The organism is Actinoplanes sp. DH11 (assembly GCF_020873875.1).
Taxonomy (GTDB): Bacteria; Actinomycetota; Actinomycetes; order Mycobacteriales; family Micromonosporaceae; genus Actinoplanes.
In genome coordinates, this window is record NZ_JAHWGU010000045.1 from 1 (window position 1) to 18189 (window position 18189).

General features: G+C 71.2%; 20 protein-coding genes. 13 read left to right on the plus strand and 7 right to left on the minus strand.

Features of this window, described 5'->3' with window-relative positions:
- Positions 1 to 147: 147 nt before the first annotated feature.
- A complete protein-coding gene (locus tag LPA41_RS38405; RefSeq protein ID WP_229076402.1) occupies positions 148 to 1140 on the minus strand; it encodes a LysR family transcriptional regulator in 993 nt (330 codons plus the stop codon).
- Between the two features lie 126 nt (positions 1141 to 1266).
- Positions 1267 to 1854, minus strand: a complete 588-nt coding sequence (locus LPA41_RS38410; RefSeq protein WP_308036666.1) for a hemerythrin domain-containing protein — start codon at positions 1852 to 1854, stop codon at positions 1267 to 1269.
- 94 nt (positions 1855 to 1948) lie between these two features.
- Here LPA41_RS38410 and LPA41_RS38415 point away from each other — a divergent pair, with 94 nt between their 5' ends.
- Together LPA41_RS38415 and LPA41_RS38420 are read left to right on the plus strand one after the other, a co-directional pair.
- Positions 1949 to 3256, plus strand: a complete 1308-nt coding sequence (locus LPA41_RS38415) for a M20/M25/M40 family metallo-hydrolase (protein ID WP_229076405.1) — start codon at positions 1949 to 1951, stop codon at positions 3254 to 3256.
- Between the two features lie 22 nt (positions 3257 to 3278).
- A complete protein-coding gene (locus LPA41_RS38420; RefSeq protein WP_229076408.1) occupies positions 3279 to 3947 on the plus strand; it encodes a hypothetical protein in 669 nt (222 codons plus the stop codon).
- A gap of 985 nt (positions 3948 to 4932) precedes the next feature.
- Here the strand turns inward: LPA41_RS38420 and LPA41_RS38425 are convergent.
- On the minus strand, positions 4933 to 5124 hold the full coding sequence (locus tag LPA41_RS38425) for a DUF5703 family protein (RefSeq protein ID WP_229076410.1): 192 nt from the start codon (positions 5122 to 5124) through the stop codon (positions 4933 to 4935).
- 33 nt (positions 5125 to 5157) lie between these two features.
- On the minus strand, positions 5158 to 6147 hold the full coding sequence (locus LPA41_RS38430; RefSeq protein WP_229076412.1) for an aldo/keto reductase: 990 nt from the start codon (positions 6145 to 6147) through the stop codon (positions 5158 to 5160).
- 114 nt (positions 6148 to 6261) lie between these two features.
- Between LPA41_RS38430 and LPA41_RS38435 the strand changes: the two genes are divergently transcribed.
- The 6 genes from LPA41_RS38435 (at position 6262) to LPA41_RS38460 (ending at position 11433) form a co-directional block, all read left to right on the plus strand.
- Positions 6262 to 7302, plus strand: coding sequence for an LLM class F420-dependent oxidoreductase (locus tag LPA41_RS38435; RefSeq protein WP_229076467.1), 1041 nt, complete (start codon positions 6262 to 6264; stop codon positions 7300 to 7302).
- Positions 7302 to 7979 (plus strand): histidine phosphatase family protein, encoded by a 678-nt coding sequence (locus tag LPA41_RS38440; RefSeq protein ID WP_229076413.1) that lies wholly within the window; start codon positions 7302 to 7304, stop codon positions 7977 to 7979. Before LPA41_RS38435 ends, LPA41_RS38440 begins: the two co-directional genes overlap by 1 nt.
- A 109-nt stretch (positions 7980 to 8088) precedes the next feature.
- Positions 8089 to 8688, plus strand: a complete 600-nt coding sequence (locus LPA41_RS38445; protein WP_229076415.1) for a DUF3090 domain-containing protein — start codon at positions 8089 to 8091, stop codon at positions 8686 to 8688.
- Positions 8685 to 9500: an SCO1664 family protein gene (locus LPA41_RS38450; protein WP_229076417.1), complete on the plus strand. Its 816-nt coding sequence runs from the start codon at positions 8685 to 8687 to the stop codon at positions 9498 to 9500. Before LPA41_RS38445 ends, LPA41_RS38450 begins: the two co-directional genes overlap by 4 nt.
- A gap of 104 nt (positions 9501 to 9604) precedes the next feature.
- Entirely contained in the window at positions 9605 to 10849 is a 1245-nt protein-coding gene (gene mshC / locus LPA41_RS38455) for a cysteine--1-D-myo-inosityl 2-amino-2-deoxy-alpha-D-glucopyranoside ligase (protein WP_229076418.1), read from the plus strand.
- Positions 10850 to 11109: 260 nt separating this feature from the next.
- Positions 11110 to 11433 carry a hypothetical protein gene (locus LPA41_RS38460; protein ID WP_229076420.1) on the plus strand — a complete coding sequence of 108 codons (324 nt, stop codon included), beginning with the start codon at positions 11110 to 11112 and terminating at the stop codon, positions 11431 to 11433.
- A gap of 129 nt (positions 11434 to 11562) precedes the next feature.
- On the opposite strand, the gene LPA41_RS38465 is transcribed toward LPA41_RS38460, so the two are convergent.
- Both LPA41_RS38465 and LPA41_RS38470 read right to left on the minus strand, forming a co-directional pair.
- On the minus strand, positions 11563 to 12270 hold the full coding sequence (locus LPA41_RS38465; protein ID WP_229076422.1) for a response regulator transcription factor: 708 nt from the start codon (positions 12268 to 12270) through the stop codon (positions 11563 to 11565).
- Between the two features lie 96 nt (positions 12271 to 12366).
- Complete coding sequence (locus LPA41_RS38470) at positions 12367 to 13515, minus strand: sensor histidine kinase (RefSeq protein ID WP_229076423.1); 1149 nt, start codon at positions 13513 to 13515, stop codon at positions 12367 to 12369.
- A gap of 109 nt (positions 13516 to 13624) precedes the next feature.
- Here LPA41_RS38470 and LPA41_RS38475 point away from each other — a divergent pair, with 109 nt between their 5' ends.
- On the plus strand, positions 13625 to 14914 hold the full coding sequence (locus LPA41_RS38475) for an alpha/beta fold hydrolase (protein WP_229076425.1): 1290 nt from the start codon (positions 13625 to 13627) through the stop codon (positions 14912 to 14914).
- A 23-nt stretch (positions 14915 to 14937) separates the two neighbouring features.
- Here the strand turns inward: LPA41_RS38475 and LPA41_RS38480 are convergent, their stop codons facing one another.
- Positions 14938 to 15729, minus strand: a complete 792-nt coding sequence (locus LPA41_RS38480; protein ID WP_229076426.1) for a GntR family transcriptional regulator — start codon at positions 15727 to 15729, stop codon at positions 14938 to 14940.
- A 320-nt stretch (positions 15730 to 16049) separates the two neighbouring features.
- On the opposite strand from LPA41_RS38480, the gene LPA41_RS38485 reads away from it, so the two are divergent.
- The 4 genes from LPA41_RS38485 (at position 16050) to LPA41_RS38500 (ending at position 18186) form a co-directional block, all read left to right on the plus strand.
- A complete protein-coding gene (locus tag LPA41_RS38485) occupies positions 16050 to 16496 on the plus strand; it encodes a DUF6232 family protein (RefSeq protein WP_229076427.1) in 447 nt (148 codons plus the stop codon).
- A 130-nt stretch (positions 16497 to 16626) separates the two neighbouring features.
- Positions 16627 to 17523, plus strand: a complete 897-nt coding sequence (locus LPA41_RS38490; RefSeq protein WP_229076428.1) for a helix-turn-helix transcriptional regulator — start codon at positions 16627 to 16629, stop codon at positions 17521 to 17523.
- Between the two features lie 202 nt (positions 17524 to 17725).
- Positions 17726 to 17911: a DUF397 domain-containing protein gene (locus LPA41_RS38495; RefSeq protein WP_229076429.1), complete on the plus strand. Its 186-nt coding sequence runs from the start codon at positions 17726 to 17728 to the stop codon at positions 17909 to 17911.
- 86 nt (positions 17912 to 17997) lie between these two features.
- Positions 17998 to 18186: a DUF397 domain-containing protein gene (locus LPA41_RS38500; RefSeq protein WP_229076430.1), complete on the plus strand. Its 189-nt coding sequence runs from the start codon at positions 17998 to 18000 to the stop codon at positions 18184 to 18186.
- Positions 18187 to 18189 lie beyond the last annotated feature (3 nt).

Sequence of the window (18189 nt, forward strand, 5' to 3'; positions counted from 1 at the left end):
CCTCTCGGCCGGCCGCCCTTCCCGCGTCCGCCACCGCGCGCGCCGGTTCGTGCCGCCGGTTCGTGGCCGCTGGTTCGTCCCGCCGGTCTGTGCCGCCGGTCCGCGCCGGTTCGTGCCGCCGGCTCGGACCGGCTCTTGCTGCCGGGGTCAGGCCGCGGCGAGCTGGTCGCCCGCCGCGCCGATGCCGCTGAGGTCCGGGTGGCCGACCAGCCATTTGATGTACGCCTCGTTGCGGGCGATCACGTCCTGATAGGCCTCGATCGCCAGCTGCATGAGCTTCGGCGCGCTGCGGGCGGCCGGCGACTCCGGGTGCCAGCCGACGGCCGTGCGCCAGCGCAGCGGAGCGCCCTTGAGCGGCCGCGACGTCAGGCCCACCGGCGGGCGGAACGTCGGCTGGCAGAGACCGACCGCGAGGCCCAGCTCCACCATGTCGACGCAGGCGCGGACGTCCGTCTCGAGCACCTTCCTCGGGGCGAACCCGGCGCGGGCGCAGGACGCGGCGAAACAGTCGGCGAAGCAGCCGTCGCCGGCACCGGCGACCCACTGCTCGTCGGCCAGGTCGGCCAGGTCGACCTCGAGCTCCTTGGCCTGCGGGTGGTCCTCGGGCAGCAGGGCGCAGACCGCGTCGACCGAGATCGTCTGCCAGACCAGGCCGTACTCCGCCGAGGGCAGGGCGTCACCGCAGACGCCGACCTGGGCGTAGTCCAGCTTGCCGGCCAGGACCATGGTGGCCAGCTCGTCCACGTAGTAGGAGGCGTGCGTGGAGATCTGTGCCTCCGGCTGGGTCGCCGACAGCCGGTGCAGCAGATGGGCGACGACCGGCCCGCCGATGGCGCCGATGCGGTACCGGGTCATCATCATGTCGTCACCGCCCGCCGCCAGCCGGGCCGCCTCGTCCTGGAGGCCCTTCATGGCGGGCAGCAGCACCCGGGCACGGGAGAGCACCAGCTCACCCAGTGCGGTCGGACGCGCGCCGCGGCGGTCCCGGTCGAACAGCGGGCCGCCGAGCGTGCGCTCGATGCGCTGCAGTTGCGCGGTCAGCGCAGGCTGGGCGAGACCCAGCTGCGACGCCGCCTTGGTGACGCTGCCGGTCTCGGCGATGGCGCAGACCACCTTCAGATGCCGCAGCTCGAGGTTCATAGCGTGACGTTAGGACCAGAACGGGATCCAAAGCTAGTCCTGCATACGCCCGAAAGATCGGCAAGCAGTGACAAACATATTAACGAACAGGACAGACGGTACTAACCGCCCGTATCTCGGCTTCGGTTACAGATCGCGCACGTATGTTGTGCGAGCCGTCACCACATCGCGCACCTTGTCCACCACCCCGACGATCGGGTCGACCACCTTGTTCCACGGCGGCGTGGACGGCGTCGCCGGGTGCGGGCGGGTCGGCGCGGCCTCCTCGGCGGTCTCCAGCCGGTTACCGAGCCGGACCAGGTCCTCACCCGGAACCATCTGCTCGAGCAGCGGCAGCAGCTCCTCGGCGTCGGCCGCCACGTGCCGGCGGATCGCCTCCGCCGCGTCGGCCAGATCGGCCCGGTCACCGGACCGCTCCAGCTCGCCCAGCAGCACCATCAGGGCCTGATCCTCGGTCAGCTCACGCTCGGCGAGCTCGTTGCCGCCGGGCACCGCGGTGCGGACCGCGGGATAGAGGTACTGCTCCTCGGCGCACAGGTGACGCGACGCGGTGGCGACCAGCACGGTCGTCAGCTTCCTGTCGTCCGGCGCGGCCTCGAGCCGCTCGGTCAGGGTCAGCAGCTCCCGGTGCTGCTTGTTGACGATGTCGATGATGCTGCGCCCGGGAGTCTCACCGCCGGTCGGCGGCAACGGGGGGAGATTCACTTCAGACACGGCGGCGTTGTTCCCCGAACCGTGATCCCGCCAAACACTCGTCACTCCCTGATCGCACTGACGTCCGGCAACAGCAGGCTGGTATGAAAGGCAGATGAACACCACCGCCGTGGACGAGGTCGTCGGTCTCTGCCGCGACCTGCTGCGTATCGACACCACCAACACCGGTGACCCGCGGACCACCGTGGGTGAACGGGTAGCCGCCGAATACGTCGCCGAGAAACTCGGCGAGGCCGGTGTCGAGGCCACGCTGCTCGAGTCCGCGCCGACCCGGGCCAACCTGGTGGCCCGGATCCCCGGCGCCGACCGGTCCCGCGGCGCCCTGCTCGTGCACGGCCACCTCGACGTGGTGCCGGCGGACGCGGCCGAATGGTCCGTGCACCCCTTCGCCGGCGAGGAGAAGGACGGGTACCTCTGGGGTCGCGGCGCCGTCGACATGAAGGACTTCGACGCCATGGTCCTCGCCGTCGTCCGCGAATGGAACCGGGTCGGATACACCCCTCCGAGGGACATCGTCCTGGCGTACACGGCCGACGAGGAAGCCGGCATGGAGTACGGGTCGCAGTGGCTGGTGCGCAACCACGCCGGTCTGTTCGACGGCGTGACCGAGGCCATCGGCGAAGTCGGCGGGTACTCGTACACCGTCAACGACGACCTCCGGCTCTACCTCGTGCAGACCGCCGAGAAAGGCCTCGACTGGCTGCGCCTGCACGCACACGGACGCCCCGGCCACGGCTCGTTCATCCACGACGACAACGCGGTCACCGCCCTCGCCGAAGCCGTCGCCCGGGTCGGCCGGCATCAATTCCCGACCGTGCTCACCCCGACCGTGCGGCAGTTCCTCGAGCAGGTCAGCGACGCCCTGCAGATCGACCTGAACCCCGACGAGCCGGAACTGGCCATCGCGAAACTCGGCCCGATCGCCAACCTGATCGGCGCCACCGTCCGCAACACCGCGAACCCCACCCGCCTCGAAGCCGGATACAAGGACAACGTGATCCCCGGCAAGGCCACCGCCACGATCGACTGCCGGACGCTGCCCGGCCACGCCGACGCGTTCCTGGCCGAACTGCGCGACATCATCGGGCCCGACGTGGAGATCGAACACGTACACCAGCAGTCCGCCGTCGAGACCGAGTTCGACGGCGCCCTGGTCGACGCGATGGGTGCCGCGCTGCGCGCCGAGGACCCGGGAGCGCGTACCGTGCCGTACCTGATGTCCGGGGGCACCGACGCCAAGGCGTTCGCCACCCTGGGCATCCGCTGCTTCGGCTTCGCGCCGCTGCGGCTGCCACCCGACCTCAACTTCAGTGCCCTGTTCCACGGCATCGACGAGCGGGTACCGACCGAGGGGCTAAAGTTCGGCGTGCGTGTGCTCGACCGACTGCTCCGAAACAGCTGACCTGCGGAAGGAAACCATCTCCATGACCGACCAGAATGCGGAGCTCGACGCTGCCCTCGAGGCTGTCGTCGAGGCGGCGCGGTCGCACCTCGCGGCCGTCAAGGCAGCCGCCGGCCGCATTGACGACGACGACGTCTGGCAGGCGTACGTCAACCTGAACAACGCCTCATACGCGTACGACGAGAAGTTGCTCGACGCGTTCGGCGAAGTGACGCCCTGGGATGTCGAGTCCATCGACCCGGACGAGGCGGACCACCGGTTCGGGCTGGTCGGCGCGGGTGCGGACGGTGCCGGCGACGACCCGCACGAACGGGTGATCTCGGTCCGGCAGCGCCGCGACTACCGGGTGCCCAGCGTCGCCGCGCTGCTCAAGGTCGCCGAGACCGCCCGCCGCGGCTCGGTGCCCGACGACGAGGACGCCGGCCCCGTCGAGTCCGTCGGCGAAGCCGTGCTGGAGCTGCTCCAGGCGGGAGACGGGTCGCTCGCGTCCCTGGACGTCCCGGAGCTGGAGCCGCTCGACGGCCTGCTGACGGTGACCGAGGTTACGGCGCCGCTGGATCTGGAGGCGTTCGACGACGCGGACGGGTCGGGGCCGTTCGCGCCGGCTGAGGACGACCTGCTGGTCGGGCGGCTGGATGAGCACCCGTTCCTGCCTGACGACGAGGACGACCACGCGGGGCACAACCACTGAGGGTCGGGCTTTCGGGTGTTCGGACAGTGGGGGAAGGCTTAGCGGTATCGCGCCTGCTTGCTGTGCTTGCTGGCCTTCGCTGTCGCTCGGCGGGCATTGCGCCCCCTTGAGTCGGTGTCGAGGGCACCGAAATCGACCACGGCTTCGCCTCGCCGATTTCGGCACCCTCGACACCGACGGGCGCAATGCGACTTTGGTTACGGTTAAGGCCCTGGGCTGGGAGGAATGGGGGCCTTCGGGGGCGGCGGCTTCAGAGTTCCGCTGCCAGCCCCGACTTCCGCTGCCGGCGCCCCGACTCCTCCCGCTGACTGCCCGGTTCCCGATGACTGCCCGGTTCTCGCTGTTGGCACGGGCTCTCGCGGCGGCTTCCCGGGTTTCGCTGTCGGCATGGGTTTCGCGGCGGCTTCCCGGGTTTCGCTGTCGGCATGGGTTTCGCGGCGGCTTCCCGGGTTTCGCTGCCGGCATGGGTTTCGCAGCCGGCATCTGGCTCCCGGCGCCCGGCCCGGGCGCTGCACCGGAATCGTCGTCCAGCCGGTGCCGCCCGCGCATCAACCCAGCGTCCCCATACTGGCGCTGGTGGGCTCGATGGGGTGGGGCTGGAGGGATGTTGATCTGCTAGCGATGCGAAATCGCGGTTTTGGGCCCATGATCACAGCGATTTCGTAGCGCTAGCAGATCAACATCGCTGGTCAACGCCGGCGCGGAGCCTGGGGCGGTCGAGGACGGCTGTTCATGCGGGGGCGCGACAGAGGTGGGGGCGAGCACCAGCGCGTCAGATTTGTCTGCCTTGTCCGGTGGGGCTTGGCGTCTGGCGCGCCGGGCTTCGTGCCCGCAACCCTGTTACCGGCACAGATCGGCAGAGCAGGTCGTACTCGCTGGTTGACAGCCGCAGGGGCACCCCGGACTCTCGCTGCCGGCCCCGGCCCCGGCCCCGGCCCCAGCCCCAGCCCCAGCCCCGGCTGCCGGCTTGGGCGCGGGGTGGTGGTCAGTAGCTGAGGCCTGGCTGGGGGGCTGCGGCCAGGCGGCGTCGGAGCATGACTTTGCGGGTGCCGTCGGCGAAGAGTTGCACCCGGGCCAGTTCCCAGCCGGAGAACTCCGCCTGGATGGCCAGCTGTGCCGCAGCGGTCAGCCTGTCGACATTTGAGGGCAGCCTCAGCGGCGCGTATTCGTACTCCATGAGATCTAATATGCCTCCGCCCGGAGGCGTGCCTCAAGCTTCCGGGTAGCCGGTTCCCTCACGTTCCGGGTAGCCGACGTCGATCGCGGACACGTCGTCCAGCGCCAGCGCTATCTCCGCGGGCAGCATCAGCTGCTCGCTGCGCAGGGCGCCCTGCAGCTGCGCGGCGGTGCGGGCGCCGAGGATGGCGGACGCCACACCGGGACGGTCGCGCATCCAGGCCAGCGCCACCTCCAGCGGGGAGACACCCAGCCCGCCGGCCGCGATCACCACCGCCTCGACGATGCTGGAGCTGCGCGGCTCCAGGTAGGTCCGCACGAACGGCGCCATGTGCTCGGAGGCGGCCCGGGAGTCCAGCGGGCGGCCGTTGCGGTATTTCCCGGTGAGCACCCCGCGGCCGAGCGGGGACCAGGCGAGCACCCCGAAACCGAGTGCCGCGGCGGCGGGCAGCATCTCGCGTTCGATGCCGCGTTCCAGCAGCGAGTACTCCATCTGGGCGGCGACGATCGGGGCGCGACCCGGGTACGCCGACTGCCACACCGCCGCCCGCGCGGTCTGCCAGGCCGCGAAGTTGGAGACCCCGACGTAGCGCACCCGGCCGCTGGCGACGGCGTGATCCAAAGCGGACAGGGTTTCCTCGAACGGCGTCTGGGCGTCGTACCCGTGCACCTGCCAGAGGTCGACGTAGTCGGTGCCGAGCCGGCGCAGGGACGCGTCGAGCGAACGCAGCAGGTTGCCCCGGGAGCCGTCGCGGGGCCGCCAGCCGCGCGGGGTGAGGCCGGCCTTGGTGGCGATCACCACCTCGTCGCGGGGCACCAGGTGGTCGAGCAGCGAGCCGATCACCGACTCGGCGTCGCCGTCCCCGTACACGTCGGCGGTGTCGATCAACGTGCCGCCGGCTTCCAGGAAGAGCTTCAGCTGCTCGGCCGCGTCGTCGGGGTCGGTGTCCCGGCCCCAGGTCATGGTGCCGAGGGCGAGCCGCGAAACCGCTAGCCCGCTTCGGCCGAGCGGTCGCTGATGCATGAGTGAACCTTATTCAGACCATGCACTTCGCGAAATGCTCAAGTACCCGCGCGGCGCGTCGGTTACCGGACGGAAATATGCTTTGCGATGACCACCATGATCTCGGGAGGGCACGTGCGGCTCGGACTCAGCCTCGGCTACCAGACGGCGTGGAGCACTCCCGCCGATCATCTCGCGATGGCACAGGAGGCGGACCGGCTCGGTTACGCCGTCGTCTGGGCTGCGGAAGCGTACGGTTCGGACACCGTCAGCATGCTCGCCTGGATGGCCGGGCAGACCGAGCGGATCGACCTCGGCGCGGCGGTGATGCAGATCCCGGCGCGTACCCCGGCGATGACCGCGATGACCGCCGCGACCGTCGACACGCTCTCCGGCGGCCGGTTCCGGCTCGGGCTCGGCGTCTCCGGCCCGCAGGTCTCCGAGGGCTGGCACGGCGTGCGGTTCGCCAAGCCGCTGGGCCGCACCCGGGAGTACGTGGACATCGTCCGGATGGCGCTGGCCCGGGAGCGGGTCTCCTACGACGGCGAGCACTACCAGCTCCCGCTGCCCGGCGGCGCCGGCAAGGCGATCAAGCTGGGGTTCCACCCGCAGCGCTCGGACATCCCGATCTACCTGGCCGCGGTCGGGCCGAAGAACCTGGAGCTGGCCGGCGAGATGGCGGACGGCTGGCTGGCGATCTTCTTCGCGCCGGACGCCGCCGCCGACCACGTCGCGCACATCGCCCGGGGCCGCGGTGACCGCGGGATGGACGGCTTCGACATCGCCCCGACGGTCCCGGTCGCCCTCGGCGACGACGTCTCGGCGTGCGCCGACGTCGTCCGGTGGTACGCGGCCCTCTACATCGGTGGGATGGGCAGCCGGGAGCAGAACTTCTACAACAAGCTCGCGGTCCGGATGGGCTACGAGAAAGAGGCCAGGCTGGTCCAGGACCTCTACCTGAACAAGCAGGTGGCCGAGGCGGCCGCCGCGGTGCCGCAGGAGTTCATCGAGCGCACGTCGATCCTCGGCACGAAGGAGAACGTGACGAGGCGGCTCCAGGAGTACGCGGCCGCCGGTGTCGGCACGCTGTCGATCAGCCCGTACGTCGGCGACCGGGAGTCCGGCATCGCGACGCTGCGGACGGTCGCCGAGGCGTTCGCAGAGTCCGGCGTCTAGTGGCCACCGTACTGCTGCTGCGGCACGGCCGGACCACGGCGAACGCGACGGGCGGGCTGGCCGGCCGGCAGCCCGTGGAACTCGACGAGACCGGGCGCTCGCAGGCCGCCCGGGTCGGTGAGCGGTTGCGGGCGCTGCCCCTGGCGGCGGTCGTGACGAGCCCGCTGATCCGCTGCCGGCAGACCCTGTCGATCGCGCTGCCGGACGTGACCCCGTCGGTGGAGGACGGGCTGATCGAGTGCGGGTACGGGGACTGGGAGGGCCGCCCGCTGGCCGAACTCGCCAAGGACCCGCTCTGGCCGGTCGTCCAGCAGCACCCGAGCGCCGTGGTCTTTCCGAACGGGGAGGCGATGGCCGAGATGTCGGCCCGGGCGGTCGCCGCGATCCGCTCCTGGGACACCCGGATCACCGAGGAGCACGGTCCCGAGGCGGTCTGGGTGGCGTGCAGCCACGGCGATGTGATCAAGGCCATCGCGGCCGACGCTCTGGGTCTGCACCTCGACCAGTTCCAGCGGATCGTGGCGGACCCGGCATCGATCACCGCGATCCGGTACACCGCCACGCGCCCCTTCCTGGTGCGGCTCAACGAGACCGGTGACCTGGGATCCGTCGTGCCGCCGAAGCGGGTGGAGAGCGACGCGGCGGTGGGCGGCGGCGCGGGCGGTGGCAGCGTCTGACAACTCTGCGTGGTTGGACAGTCGTCGCTGTGTAGGGGGCATTGCGCCCTCGGCGAACCGGCCCCGGCGACCCGCGCGGTTGCCCTCGCGGATGGTTAGGGTTGGCGGTATGACCCACCAAGTACATGCCTTCGAGCCGCCCGAGCGGTTCGTCGCCGGGACGGTGGGCGAGCCGGGAGACCGCACGTTCTTCCTCCAGGCGCGCGGCGGCGGTCGGGTTGTCAGCGTTGCGCTGGAGAAGGTTCAGGTGTCGCTGCTCGCCGAGAAACTGGAGGAGCTGCTCCTCGAGGCGAACAAGCGGTTCGGTGTGAGCCTGCCCGAGGGCGTGCTGCCCACCGCGCACGACAACGAGCCGCTGGACACCCCGGTCGACGAGGAGTTCCGCGTCGGCACGCTGGGCCTGGCCTTCGACGTCGACACCGGCACCGTCGTCATCGAGGCGATCGAGGCCGGCGAGGCGGAGGCGGACCTCTCCGGCAGCCCGCTCGACGAGGACGACGACGAGGATGTCGAGGACGACGACGACGAGGACGAGCCCGACGACGACCTCGACCGGCTGCGCGTGCGGCTGACCCCGGAGGCGACCCGGGCGTTCATCGACCGCGCGCGCCGGGTGGTGGCCGCCGGCCGGCCGCCGTGCCCGCTCTGCGGCCAGCCGCTCGACCCGGCCGGTCATCTCTGCCCCCGGCACAACGGTTACCACCGGTGACGGCCGAGCCCGCGGCCGTGCTCGCCGAGGAGGATGCCCTCGAGCTGCTCGGTCACGGGACGATCGAGATCGAGGGGCGTCTGGTCGACGCGTCCAACACCACGCTGCGCGCCGAGATCAGCCTCAACGGGGTGACCCGCCGCTGCGTCTACAAGCCGGTCCGCGGCGAGCGCCCGCTCTGGGACTTCCCGGACGGCACGCTCGCCGGCCGTGAGGTCTCCGCCTACCTGGTGTCCCGCGCCACCGGCTGGGACCTTGTGCCCCCGACGATCCTGCGGGACGGCCCGCTCGGTTCCGGGGCCCTCCAGCTCTGGATCGACGAGCCGGAGGACGCCGAGGGCCTGATCGGGTTCGTCCCCGCCTATGACGTGCCGACCGGCTGGTTCCCGGTGGCCGCGGCGCGCGACGACGACGGCGACGCCTACGCGCTGGCGCACGCCGACGACCCTCGCCTGGCCCGGCTGGCCGTCTTCGACGCGGTCATCAACAACGCCGACCGCAAGGGCGGCCACGTGCTCTACCCGGCCACCGGCGGCATCCACGGGGTCGACCACGGCGTGAGCTTCCACGTGGAGAACAAGCTGCGTACCGTCTTGTGGGGCTGGACCGGCAAGCCGCTGCCCGACGAGGCCGTCGCCACCCTCACCCGCCTGGTCTCCGACCTGAAGGGCCCGCTCGGCGAGGCCCTGGAGGACCACCTCACCCTTTCCGAGGTGCAGCACATCGGCCTGCGGGTCAAGCGCCTGCTGCGGGCCGCCCGCTTCCCCCAGCCGCCCCAGGACTGGCCGGCCATTCCCTGGCCACCCATCTGAGGTCGCGCTGATCACCTGGCTGCCGCGACGCGGGCCCGCCGGCCGGGAGAGGTTTAGGTCACGCGGCTTGCCGGTAAGGTGATCGGCTCATTTAGGCTCCGAGCATGGATGCTTGGATCGGCCACGACGTACCCCGCCTGCCGGAGTCCGCGGATCGACCGCCGCTTCGGCTCTTTGACACGGCGCGTGCTGCGGTCGAGCCGAGTGCGCCGCAGGGCACCGGGACGATGTACGTCTGCGGGATCACGCCGTACGACGCCACGCACCTCGGGCACGCGGCCACGATGATCGCGTTCGACCTGGTGAACCGGATGTGGCGGGACGCCGGGCTCGACGTGAAGTACGTGCAGAACGTCACGGACATCGACGACCCGCTGCTGGAGCGCGCGCAGCGCGACGGCGAGGACTGGGTCGTGCTGGCGATGCGGGAGACGGCGCTGTTCCGGGAGGACATGGAGGCGCTGCGGATCATTCCGCCGGCGCACTACGTGGGCGCCGTCGAGTCCATCCCGAAGATCGTCGGGCATGTCGTCGAACTGGTCGGCAAGAACGCCGCCTACCGCCTCGAGGACGGAACCGGCGACGTCTATTTCGACATCACCGCGGCGCCGGACTGGGGGTACGAGTCGCACCTGTCCCGCGAGGAGATGACCGTGCTCTCCGCTGAGCGGGGCGGCGACCCGGAGCGGGCCGGCAAGCGCGACCCGCTGGACCCGCTGCTGTGGCGTGGCGCCCGCGAGGGTGAGCCGGTGTGGGACGGTGGCGAGCTCGGCCCGGGCCGGCCCGGCTGGCACATCGAGTGCGCCACGATCGCGCTCGGGCTGCTCGGTGACACGATCGACGTGCAGGGCGGCGGCAGCGACCTGCTCTACCCGCATCACGAGTGCTCGGCCGCGCACGCCGAGGTGCTGACCGGCGCGGCGCCGTTCGCCCGGCACTACGCGCACGCCGGCATGATCGGGCTCGCCGGCGAGAAGATGTCGAAGTCCAAGGGCAACCTGGTCTTCGTGTCCCGGCTGCGCGGCGACGGCGTCGACCCGATGGCGGTCCGGCTGGGTCTGCTGGCCGGGCACTACCGCAGCGACCGGGAGTGGACCGACGAGGTGCTCAAGGCCGGCCTGCAGCGGCTGGCCCGCTGGCGTGAGGCGGCGGCGGCCCCGTCCGGCCCGTCCGGTGCCGGACTGCTCGGCGCGGTCCGGGAGGCGCTCGCCGACGACCTGGACGCCCCGGCCGCGCTGGCTGTGGTGGACGCGTGGGCGGACGCGGCGCTGGCCGGTGCCGGTGACGACGCGGCGGCGCCCGCACTGATGGCCCGTACGGTCGACGCGCTCCTCGGTATCCACCTGTAAGAAACGCATTGTCGAAAGGCCCCCGCATCAGTGGGGGTCTTTTGGCCTGTATGGGACAGAATTGCGGCCGGTTGGCACTCCGGGGCCGGAAACGGCGTCGCGCAGAGAGCACCCCGCGCGACCCTAGACGCCACTGACCTGCACCGAAGTAAAACGGCGAAAAATTGCCCTATTGCTTGTTTATACGCGGAATACAACGCAATACGGATACGGAGGCGACAGACTGGATCGCGGTCAACCCATCTCTGAAGGGAAAAATCATGCGTCGTACGGCTCTGTTCCTCGGCGGTCTCTTCCTGGCCACCGGCGCGAGCCTCGCGCTGGCCGGCCCGGCCCAGGCTACCGAGGGCATCGACACCAAGGACCGCGGCGGATACTCGAATTCCGTCGCCTCGGTCGGCAAGGATGACGACCGCGACATTCTCATCGTGAACAACGATCGTGGTGGTTACGACAACTACCACCGTGGCCACCACTACGGCGGCTACAACGCCGGCTACTACCTGGGCCTGGGCTTCAACTTCCAGCTCGGCGTCGGCGGCAGCTACTACCCGGGCTACGGCTACGGGTACTGGGGCTGGTAATCCCGGCGTCCCCAGCGAGCCACAGTCTGACCCGGGGTGCCGCCGCGCTCCGGGTCCGACCCGTTTCTCCCGGCCGTTCCGTGCGTCCACGCCGACGGCCGTCGCTGTTCCTCGTAGTGACCGCCGGGATCAGCCGGCCGGGCCCCCAGGTGGCGTGAGCCCGGCGTCGTGCACGAGCATCGCGATCTGGACCCGGTTGTTCAGGTCCAGCTTGGTCAGCAGGCGGGAGACGTGCCCCTTCACTGTCGGCAGGCTCATCCCGAGCGCGGCACCGGCCTCGGCGTTCGACCGGCCGTGGCCCACCAGCACCGCGACCTCCCGTTCCCGGTCGGTCAGCGCGGCCAGCCGGGCGCGGGCGCGGGCCCGCCGGTCCGCGGCGGCCGGGTCGGCCACGTGATCGATCAGGCGCCGGACGGCGGTGGGTGACAGGGTCGCCGCCCCGGCGGCCACGGTGCGCACGGCGGCCAGGATCTCCCGCGGCGGGGTGTCCTTGAGCAGGAAACCACTCGCGCCGCCGCGCAGCGCCTCCAGCACGTACTCGTCCGCGTCGAACGTGGTCAGCACGATCACCTGCGGCGCACCCGGCCGGGCCCGTATCCGGCGGGTGGCGATCAGGCCGTCCACCCGGGGCATCCGGATGTCCATCAGCATCACGTCCGGCCAGTGCGCCTCGGCGGCGGTCACGGCCTGCGCGCCGTCGCCCGCCTCGGCCACCACCTCGATGTCGTCCGACCCGCCCACCAGGATGCGCAGACCCGCCCGGACCAGCGGATCGTCATCGACGATGGCCAGCCGGATCGGCCGGCCACCCGGCCCACCGAACGACGGCTCAGCCACGGCGACCCCCGCCCCGGCGTACGAGGCCGCAGCGCCCCCCGCCCGGGCGTGCGAGGCCGCGGCGTGCCGGGTCCCGGGATGCGAGGCCGCGATGGGTCAGGCCGGCCATGGCAGCTCCGCCTCGAGACGGAATTCGCCCTGCTCGGGGCCGTACCGCACGGTCCCGCCGGCGAGCGCCACCCGTTCGGCGATGCCGACCAGGCCGAGGCCGCCCGGGGAAGCCGCTTCGCCCGTACCCCGCAGCGGGTTGACGATCGTGATCCGCAGACCGTGCCCGGCGGCACCGCGCAGGCGCACCGCCGCCGCCGGGCCCGCGCCGTGCCGGTGCGCGTTGGTGAGGCCTTCCTGAACGATGCGGTACGCGGCGCGGCTCAGCACCAGCGGAGGCGCGTCCGCCGGCACCGCGCTGGCGAAGTCGACGGCCATCCCGGCACCCCGCACGCCGTCGACCAGGTCCGGCAGGTCACCGAGGCCGGGCTGCGGCGGCTCCGGCCGGCCGCGCGGCACCCCCACCACCGCGCGCAGCTCCTCGAGCGCCTCGTGCGCACCGGCCCGGATCGCCCCGGCCGCCGTCGACAGCTCCTCCGGCGCCACCGTGCCGCGCACCTCCAGCGCGCCCGCGTGCAGGCTGATCAGTGACATCCGATGCGCGAGCACATCGTGCATCTCCCGGGCGATCCGCGCCCGTTCGGTGAGTCTCGCCTGGTCGGCGCGGAGGTGCTGCTCGGCCTCGAGGCGGGCGGCGTGCTCACGCAGGGAGGCGGTGAGCCGCCGGTACGCCTGAGTGAACAAGCCCCAGCCGAGCGCCACCGCGGCCGTCAGACCGCGCATCACGACGTCCACCCAGATGTCCCAGGCCGGGTTGTCGTGCAGCAGGAAGTAGACGCCGGCGGTGCCGACGTCGGCGGCACCGAGCGCCAGCAGGACCGGCGGGCGCAGCCGGATCGCCGCGGTGAAGAGCGCCACCAGGATCGCGCCGGTCGCCATCACCGAGACCGCGCCGAACGGGAGCAGCGCGACGGTCAGCGCCAGCGGGTGCCGGCGGCGCACCAGCAGCGCGGCCGCGCAGGCCAGGCCGATCGCGACGTCGGCTGGCCAGGGGAGCAGCGCGCCCGGGTCGGTGGCGTCACCGAGCCGCACCATCACCGCGCCGTAGGCGACGGCGAGGACGATCGCGAGGCCGTCGGCGACCCGGTCCCGGCCGCCCCGGTCGCCGGCTGGCGGAACCAGCAGGGCGAAGAGCATGACCGCAGCCTAGGTGCCGGGAGCGGCTCCGCACAGCTACCAAAGTAGGGCCCGGACCCGTGCCGCCGGCCGGTGCGGGCGCTGCGCCCGGAGACTCATTGTCGGCGGCATGATTCCCGTCGTGATCTGGGGCGTGCTGTCCGGCTGGTGTACGCCGCGCGGCCCGCTGACCGCCACCGGGGCGATCGTGACGATCGTCGTGAGCGTCGCCGCGGGCGTGCTCGCCGCCCGTACCCGCCGGCCGTACCTCGTCCTCCCGCTGCTGTTCGTGGTGGCCGCCGAACTCGGCCGCCTCCCCGCCTCCGGGCCGTCCGTCGACACACCGCGGCTCACCGCGTTCGGCATGATCGCGCTGGTCACGGTGCGCGGCGTGCACTGGCTGACGGCGCTCGTACCGCTGCTGCTCGGGGTGGTCGCCGCCCGCTCGTTCCGCGCCCGCACCTGGCACCGCTGGCCCGCCCTGGCACTGCTCGCCGCGCTGCTCGTGGCGTTCGCCGTGCCGGCGCGCACCACGCCGGTGCCGGGCGGTGTCGCCGCGATGGCCCGCGTGGACGGGCTGACCGTGATGATCCGCGGCGCCCGGCCGGACCTGCCGGTGCTGCTCTTCGTGCCCGGCACACCCGGCGGCTCCGAGACCGGCGCCGTGCGCGAGCACCTGGCCGGGCTGGAGCGGCACTTCATCGTGGCGACCATGGACCGGCGCGCCTTCCCCGGCCCGTCGGTGAGCCTGGACTCCGAGGTGGCGGACGTGCTGGCGGTCACCGCCCACCTGCGGTCCCGGTTCGGCCGGCACCGGATCCACCTGCTCGGCTTCTCCGGCGGTTCCCTGGTGGGCGCGGTCGCGGCGGCGCGGTCGCCGGCCCAGTTCCACGCCTACGTCGGCACCGGGCAGGCGGTGGACCTGCGGGCCAGCGACGAGATCTTCTACGCGGACATCCTGGCCTGGGCGCGGGCCACCGGGCGTACGGAGGTCGCCGACGGCCTGGCGGCGCAGGGGCCGCCGCCCTATCCGGGTTTCCGGGAGTACGAGCTGTTCCTGCTGCACGAGACCGAGGCGTACGGGCAGGGGACCCCGCCGGTCGGCGTGGGCGGGCCGGAGCGCACCCTGCTGGCGAAGGCACACACGCTGACCGCGATCATGGACACCTGGGACGCCCTCTACCCGAAACTGCAGTCCGTCGACCTGCGCCGGGACGTGCCACGTCTCGCGGTGCCGGCCTGGTTCGTGCAGGGCTCGGAGGAGATGCGCGGGCTCGAGGAGCTGTTCACACCCTGGTACGAGCAGTTGCAGGCGCCGGCGAAACGGCTCTTCGTCGTTCCCGGCGCGGGGCACCGGGCGATGTTCGAGCAGCCGGACCGGTTCGTCGCGATCATGGCGGAGATCGCCGCCGCGACCTGAGCGTCCTCCGGGTCGGGCCTTTCTCAGGCCAGGGTCAGGCCGGGGTCCGGGTCGGGGTCGGGTGTCGGCGCCGGGATGCGGTACTCCTCGGTCAGCGTCGTCATCGGCCCCGGCCACGTGGCCGTCGCGACCTCGATCGGCTTCCGGGTCTCGTCGAACGCGACGTGCAGCAGGTGCAGCACCGGCGTGTCCGGCCGGATCTGCAGGATCTCCGCCTCGTCGCGGCTGGGCTGCCGGGCGCTTATCGTGTCGGTGGCCTGAGCGTACCGGCGGCCGATCGCCTCCTCCGCCTCCTGGTAGAGGGGACGGCCGAACGCTTCCAGCCGCTCCAGCGAGGTGCCGCCCGCGTCGGTGATCCGGAACCACGACGCGCCGACCTCGACCGTCGCCTCCTCGGTGCGGACCACGTGCCGCCGGACCACGAGCTCGGTGCCGTCACGCACCCCGAACGCGTCCGCGACCTCCGGCGGCGCGGGTTCGCGGCCGACGCGGACGAGTTGCTGGCGGTACCGGGCGGCCAGGTCGGCGTGGTACCCGCGGTGCACGCCGTACCGGCCACGGGACAGCCGGTTCAGGCGGCGGCGGGTGCCGCGGACGTACGTACCCGATCCGGGTTTGGTGATCAGGATGCCCTCGACCCGCAGCTGGTCGATGGCGCGCTGCACCGTCTGCTTCGCCACACCGAACAGCTCGGCCAGGGCGGGAATGGACGGGAGGCGCTCACCCGGCTGCCATTCGCCGCGCCGGACGCGGTCCTTGAGCTGATTGGAGATCTGCCGGTGCGGGAACTCCGCTGCTCCCGGATTGATCGTCATCTGCCCTCCCCGAGCTTGCGGCTCAGCTTGCACGCTAGGTTCCTAGGATGCCTCAGACGCGGTGTTCGGTCCGGTACGACACGCGGAGAGCGGTAACGGCTGTGCAGCAGATAGACGTATAGCGATCATGCGGCTGCGGGCTACATACTTCTGTTACGGAGAGTGGACCGCTCGTTACGAACAGGGTTCGTACGACAAAGACGGCGGCACCCAGCTGCAACTGGATGCCGCCCGGGTCCGCTCTCCGTAGGAGGGGACTCACTCATGGTTCATCCTCACGCACCTCCCCTCCTTCGGCAAGCCCCACCTGGGGGGAGGAGATGGAGTTGTCGGTTTTCTATCGAGGGCCACGCGTCCTGATCACCGAGGAGTACTTCGAGGTGGCGACGGGTGTGGCGGGGGTGGCAGGGCCGATGGGAGTGCGGCGGTACCCGGTACGGGCGCTGCGCGGTGTCCATATCGTCCGGCATGACACCACCGGCCATGCGCTGCACCAGGCCATGGGCCTCTCCGCGCTGGCCGCCGCTGTCGTGGCGATCCCATTGGTGGGGCGGCTGTCGATGATTCTCGGCGGCCTCACCGTGGCGGTGCTGCTGGTGCAGGCGGCGATCTCGCTGAGCCGCCGGCCGCCGGCCAGCTGGGAGCTGGTGGCGGCCTGCGACGGCCGGTACGCGGTTCTGTTCAGCTCCGTCAAGCAGCGCGAGTTCGAGCAGGTCTGCCGCGGGTTGCAGCGTTGCCTCGAGCATCATGCCGGCGGAATGCGCTAGGCGGCGTCTGTGCACCATCAGAGCGCGTACAGCGGAGAGGGGTCGCCTCGTCACTCAGAGTGCTAGCTTTCTTCTGACATGTAGCTGATCGATGTACGGCTTTCAGCCGGGACGGGATGGCATGGTTGCCATGCAGGGCGAACCCCCCGCCGTCGCCAGGCGGCGGGTCCGCTTGGCCCTGATCGGTTATCGGCAGGCCAAGGGGTTGAATCAGACCGAGGTGTCGCACCTGCTGGGGTGGTCCCTCTCCAAGGTCCAGCGGATCGAGGCCGGCGACGTCGGTGTGTCGGTCACCGATCTGCGGGCGCTCCTGCAGCTGTACGGCGTCGACGACCCCGTCGAGGTGGAGAGGCTGACCGAGGACGCACGGGTGTCGCGCCGCCAGCGGTGGTACGAGGCGCCCGAGTACCGCCGGCACCTCACCAAGAGCATGCGGCAGCTCCTGCAGTTCGAGGCCGAGGCAACCGAGATCCGGGTGTACCAGCCGAGCCTGGTGCCCGGCGTGCTCCAGACGCCGGCCGTGGCCGAGGCGGTGTTCGATTGGTGGACGCACGGGTTGACGCCCCGGCTGACCGCGGAGGACCGTCGGGTTCGTTACGACGTGCGGATGCTGCGCAAGCGGCAGATCCTGGACCGGCAGAACGGGCCGGACTACTACCTGATCCTGGATGAATCGGTCCTGCTGCGGAAGGTCGGCGGCGCCAAGGCGATGGCCGAGCAACTGGAGTCGCTGGAGCAGACGTCGCACCTGCCGCGAATCCACATCCGGATGATCCCGCTGGACAAGGGCGGCGAGAGCGGGATCCTCGGGCCCTTCCAGATTGTCAGCCTGAGCGAGTCGGGCTACCAGGACGCCGTCCTCTACCAGGAATTCTACGGGCGGGACCGGGTCGTCTCGGAGTCCACCGAGCTCGATTTCCACAGCCAGTTCTTCGAGCGCCTCTGGTCGCTGGCGGCGGACGAGCACCTGACACGCATCGCCATTCTCGCCGAGGCGTACCGCTTGCGGCGTTCCCTGGACGAGTGACCCGATCTCCCGCAAATCGGGCCGGAATGCGCAAATTGCGGCAAATAATCAGCTAAGCTCTCCTGCGGCCCTTTGACGAGGGCGGCCCTCGCTGTGCCTTGCCGCGAGGGCCCCTGGGGGGAGGGCCGTGGCGCGGCAGTGACCCTCCACAATGTAGGGTTCGCTCCGTTCGTCGCGGCCCGCGAGAGGGAGGAGCCGGCGGATGCTGGCATGGACCCGTAGCAGTTCTTGCGCTGATCATGCGTGCGTCGAAGTGGCGCCCGTCGATGCGGAGTTCGTCGCGGTGCGCGACTCCAAGAATCCGGAGCAGCCATTCCTGACGTTCACGCGCGAGGCCTGGTCGCAGTTCCAGGATGACGTTGTCGCAGGTCGAGTGGACCTTCGCTGACCGCCATCCGTTCATAGTCATCAATGACACCCGGTGGCGCGGGACGTACTCTGAGTGAGTCCAGCGCCCATCGGAGGTTACGGCGTATGTCCAAGTCGATCAATTGGCGACGCAGCAGTCGCTGTGCGGACAACAGCTGTCTGGAGATCGCGCTTCGGGATGACGAAGTCCTGATCCGCAACAACAGGCGGCCCGACCGGATCGTGGTCGCGACGCGCGAGGAGTGGCGAGCCCTTGTCGCCGGCATCAGTGATGCCGGCGACTTCCGCGTCTAGACC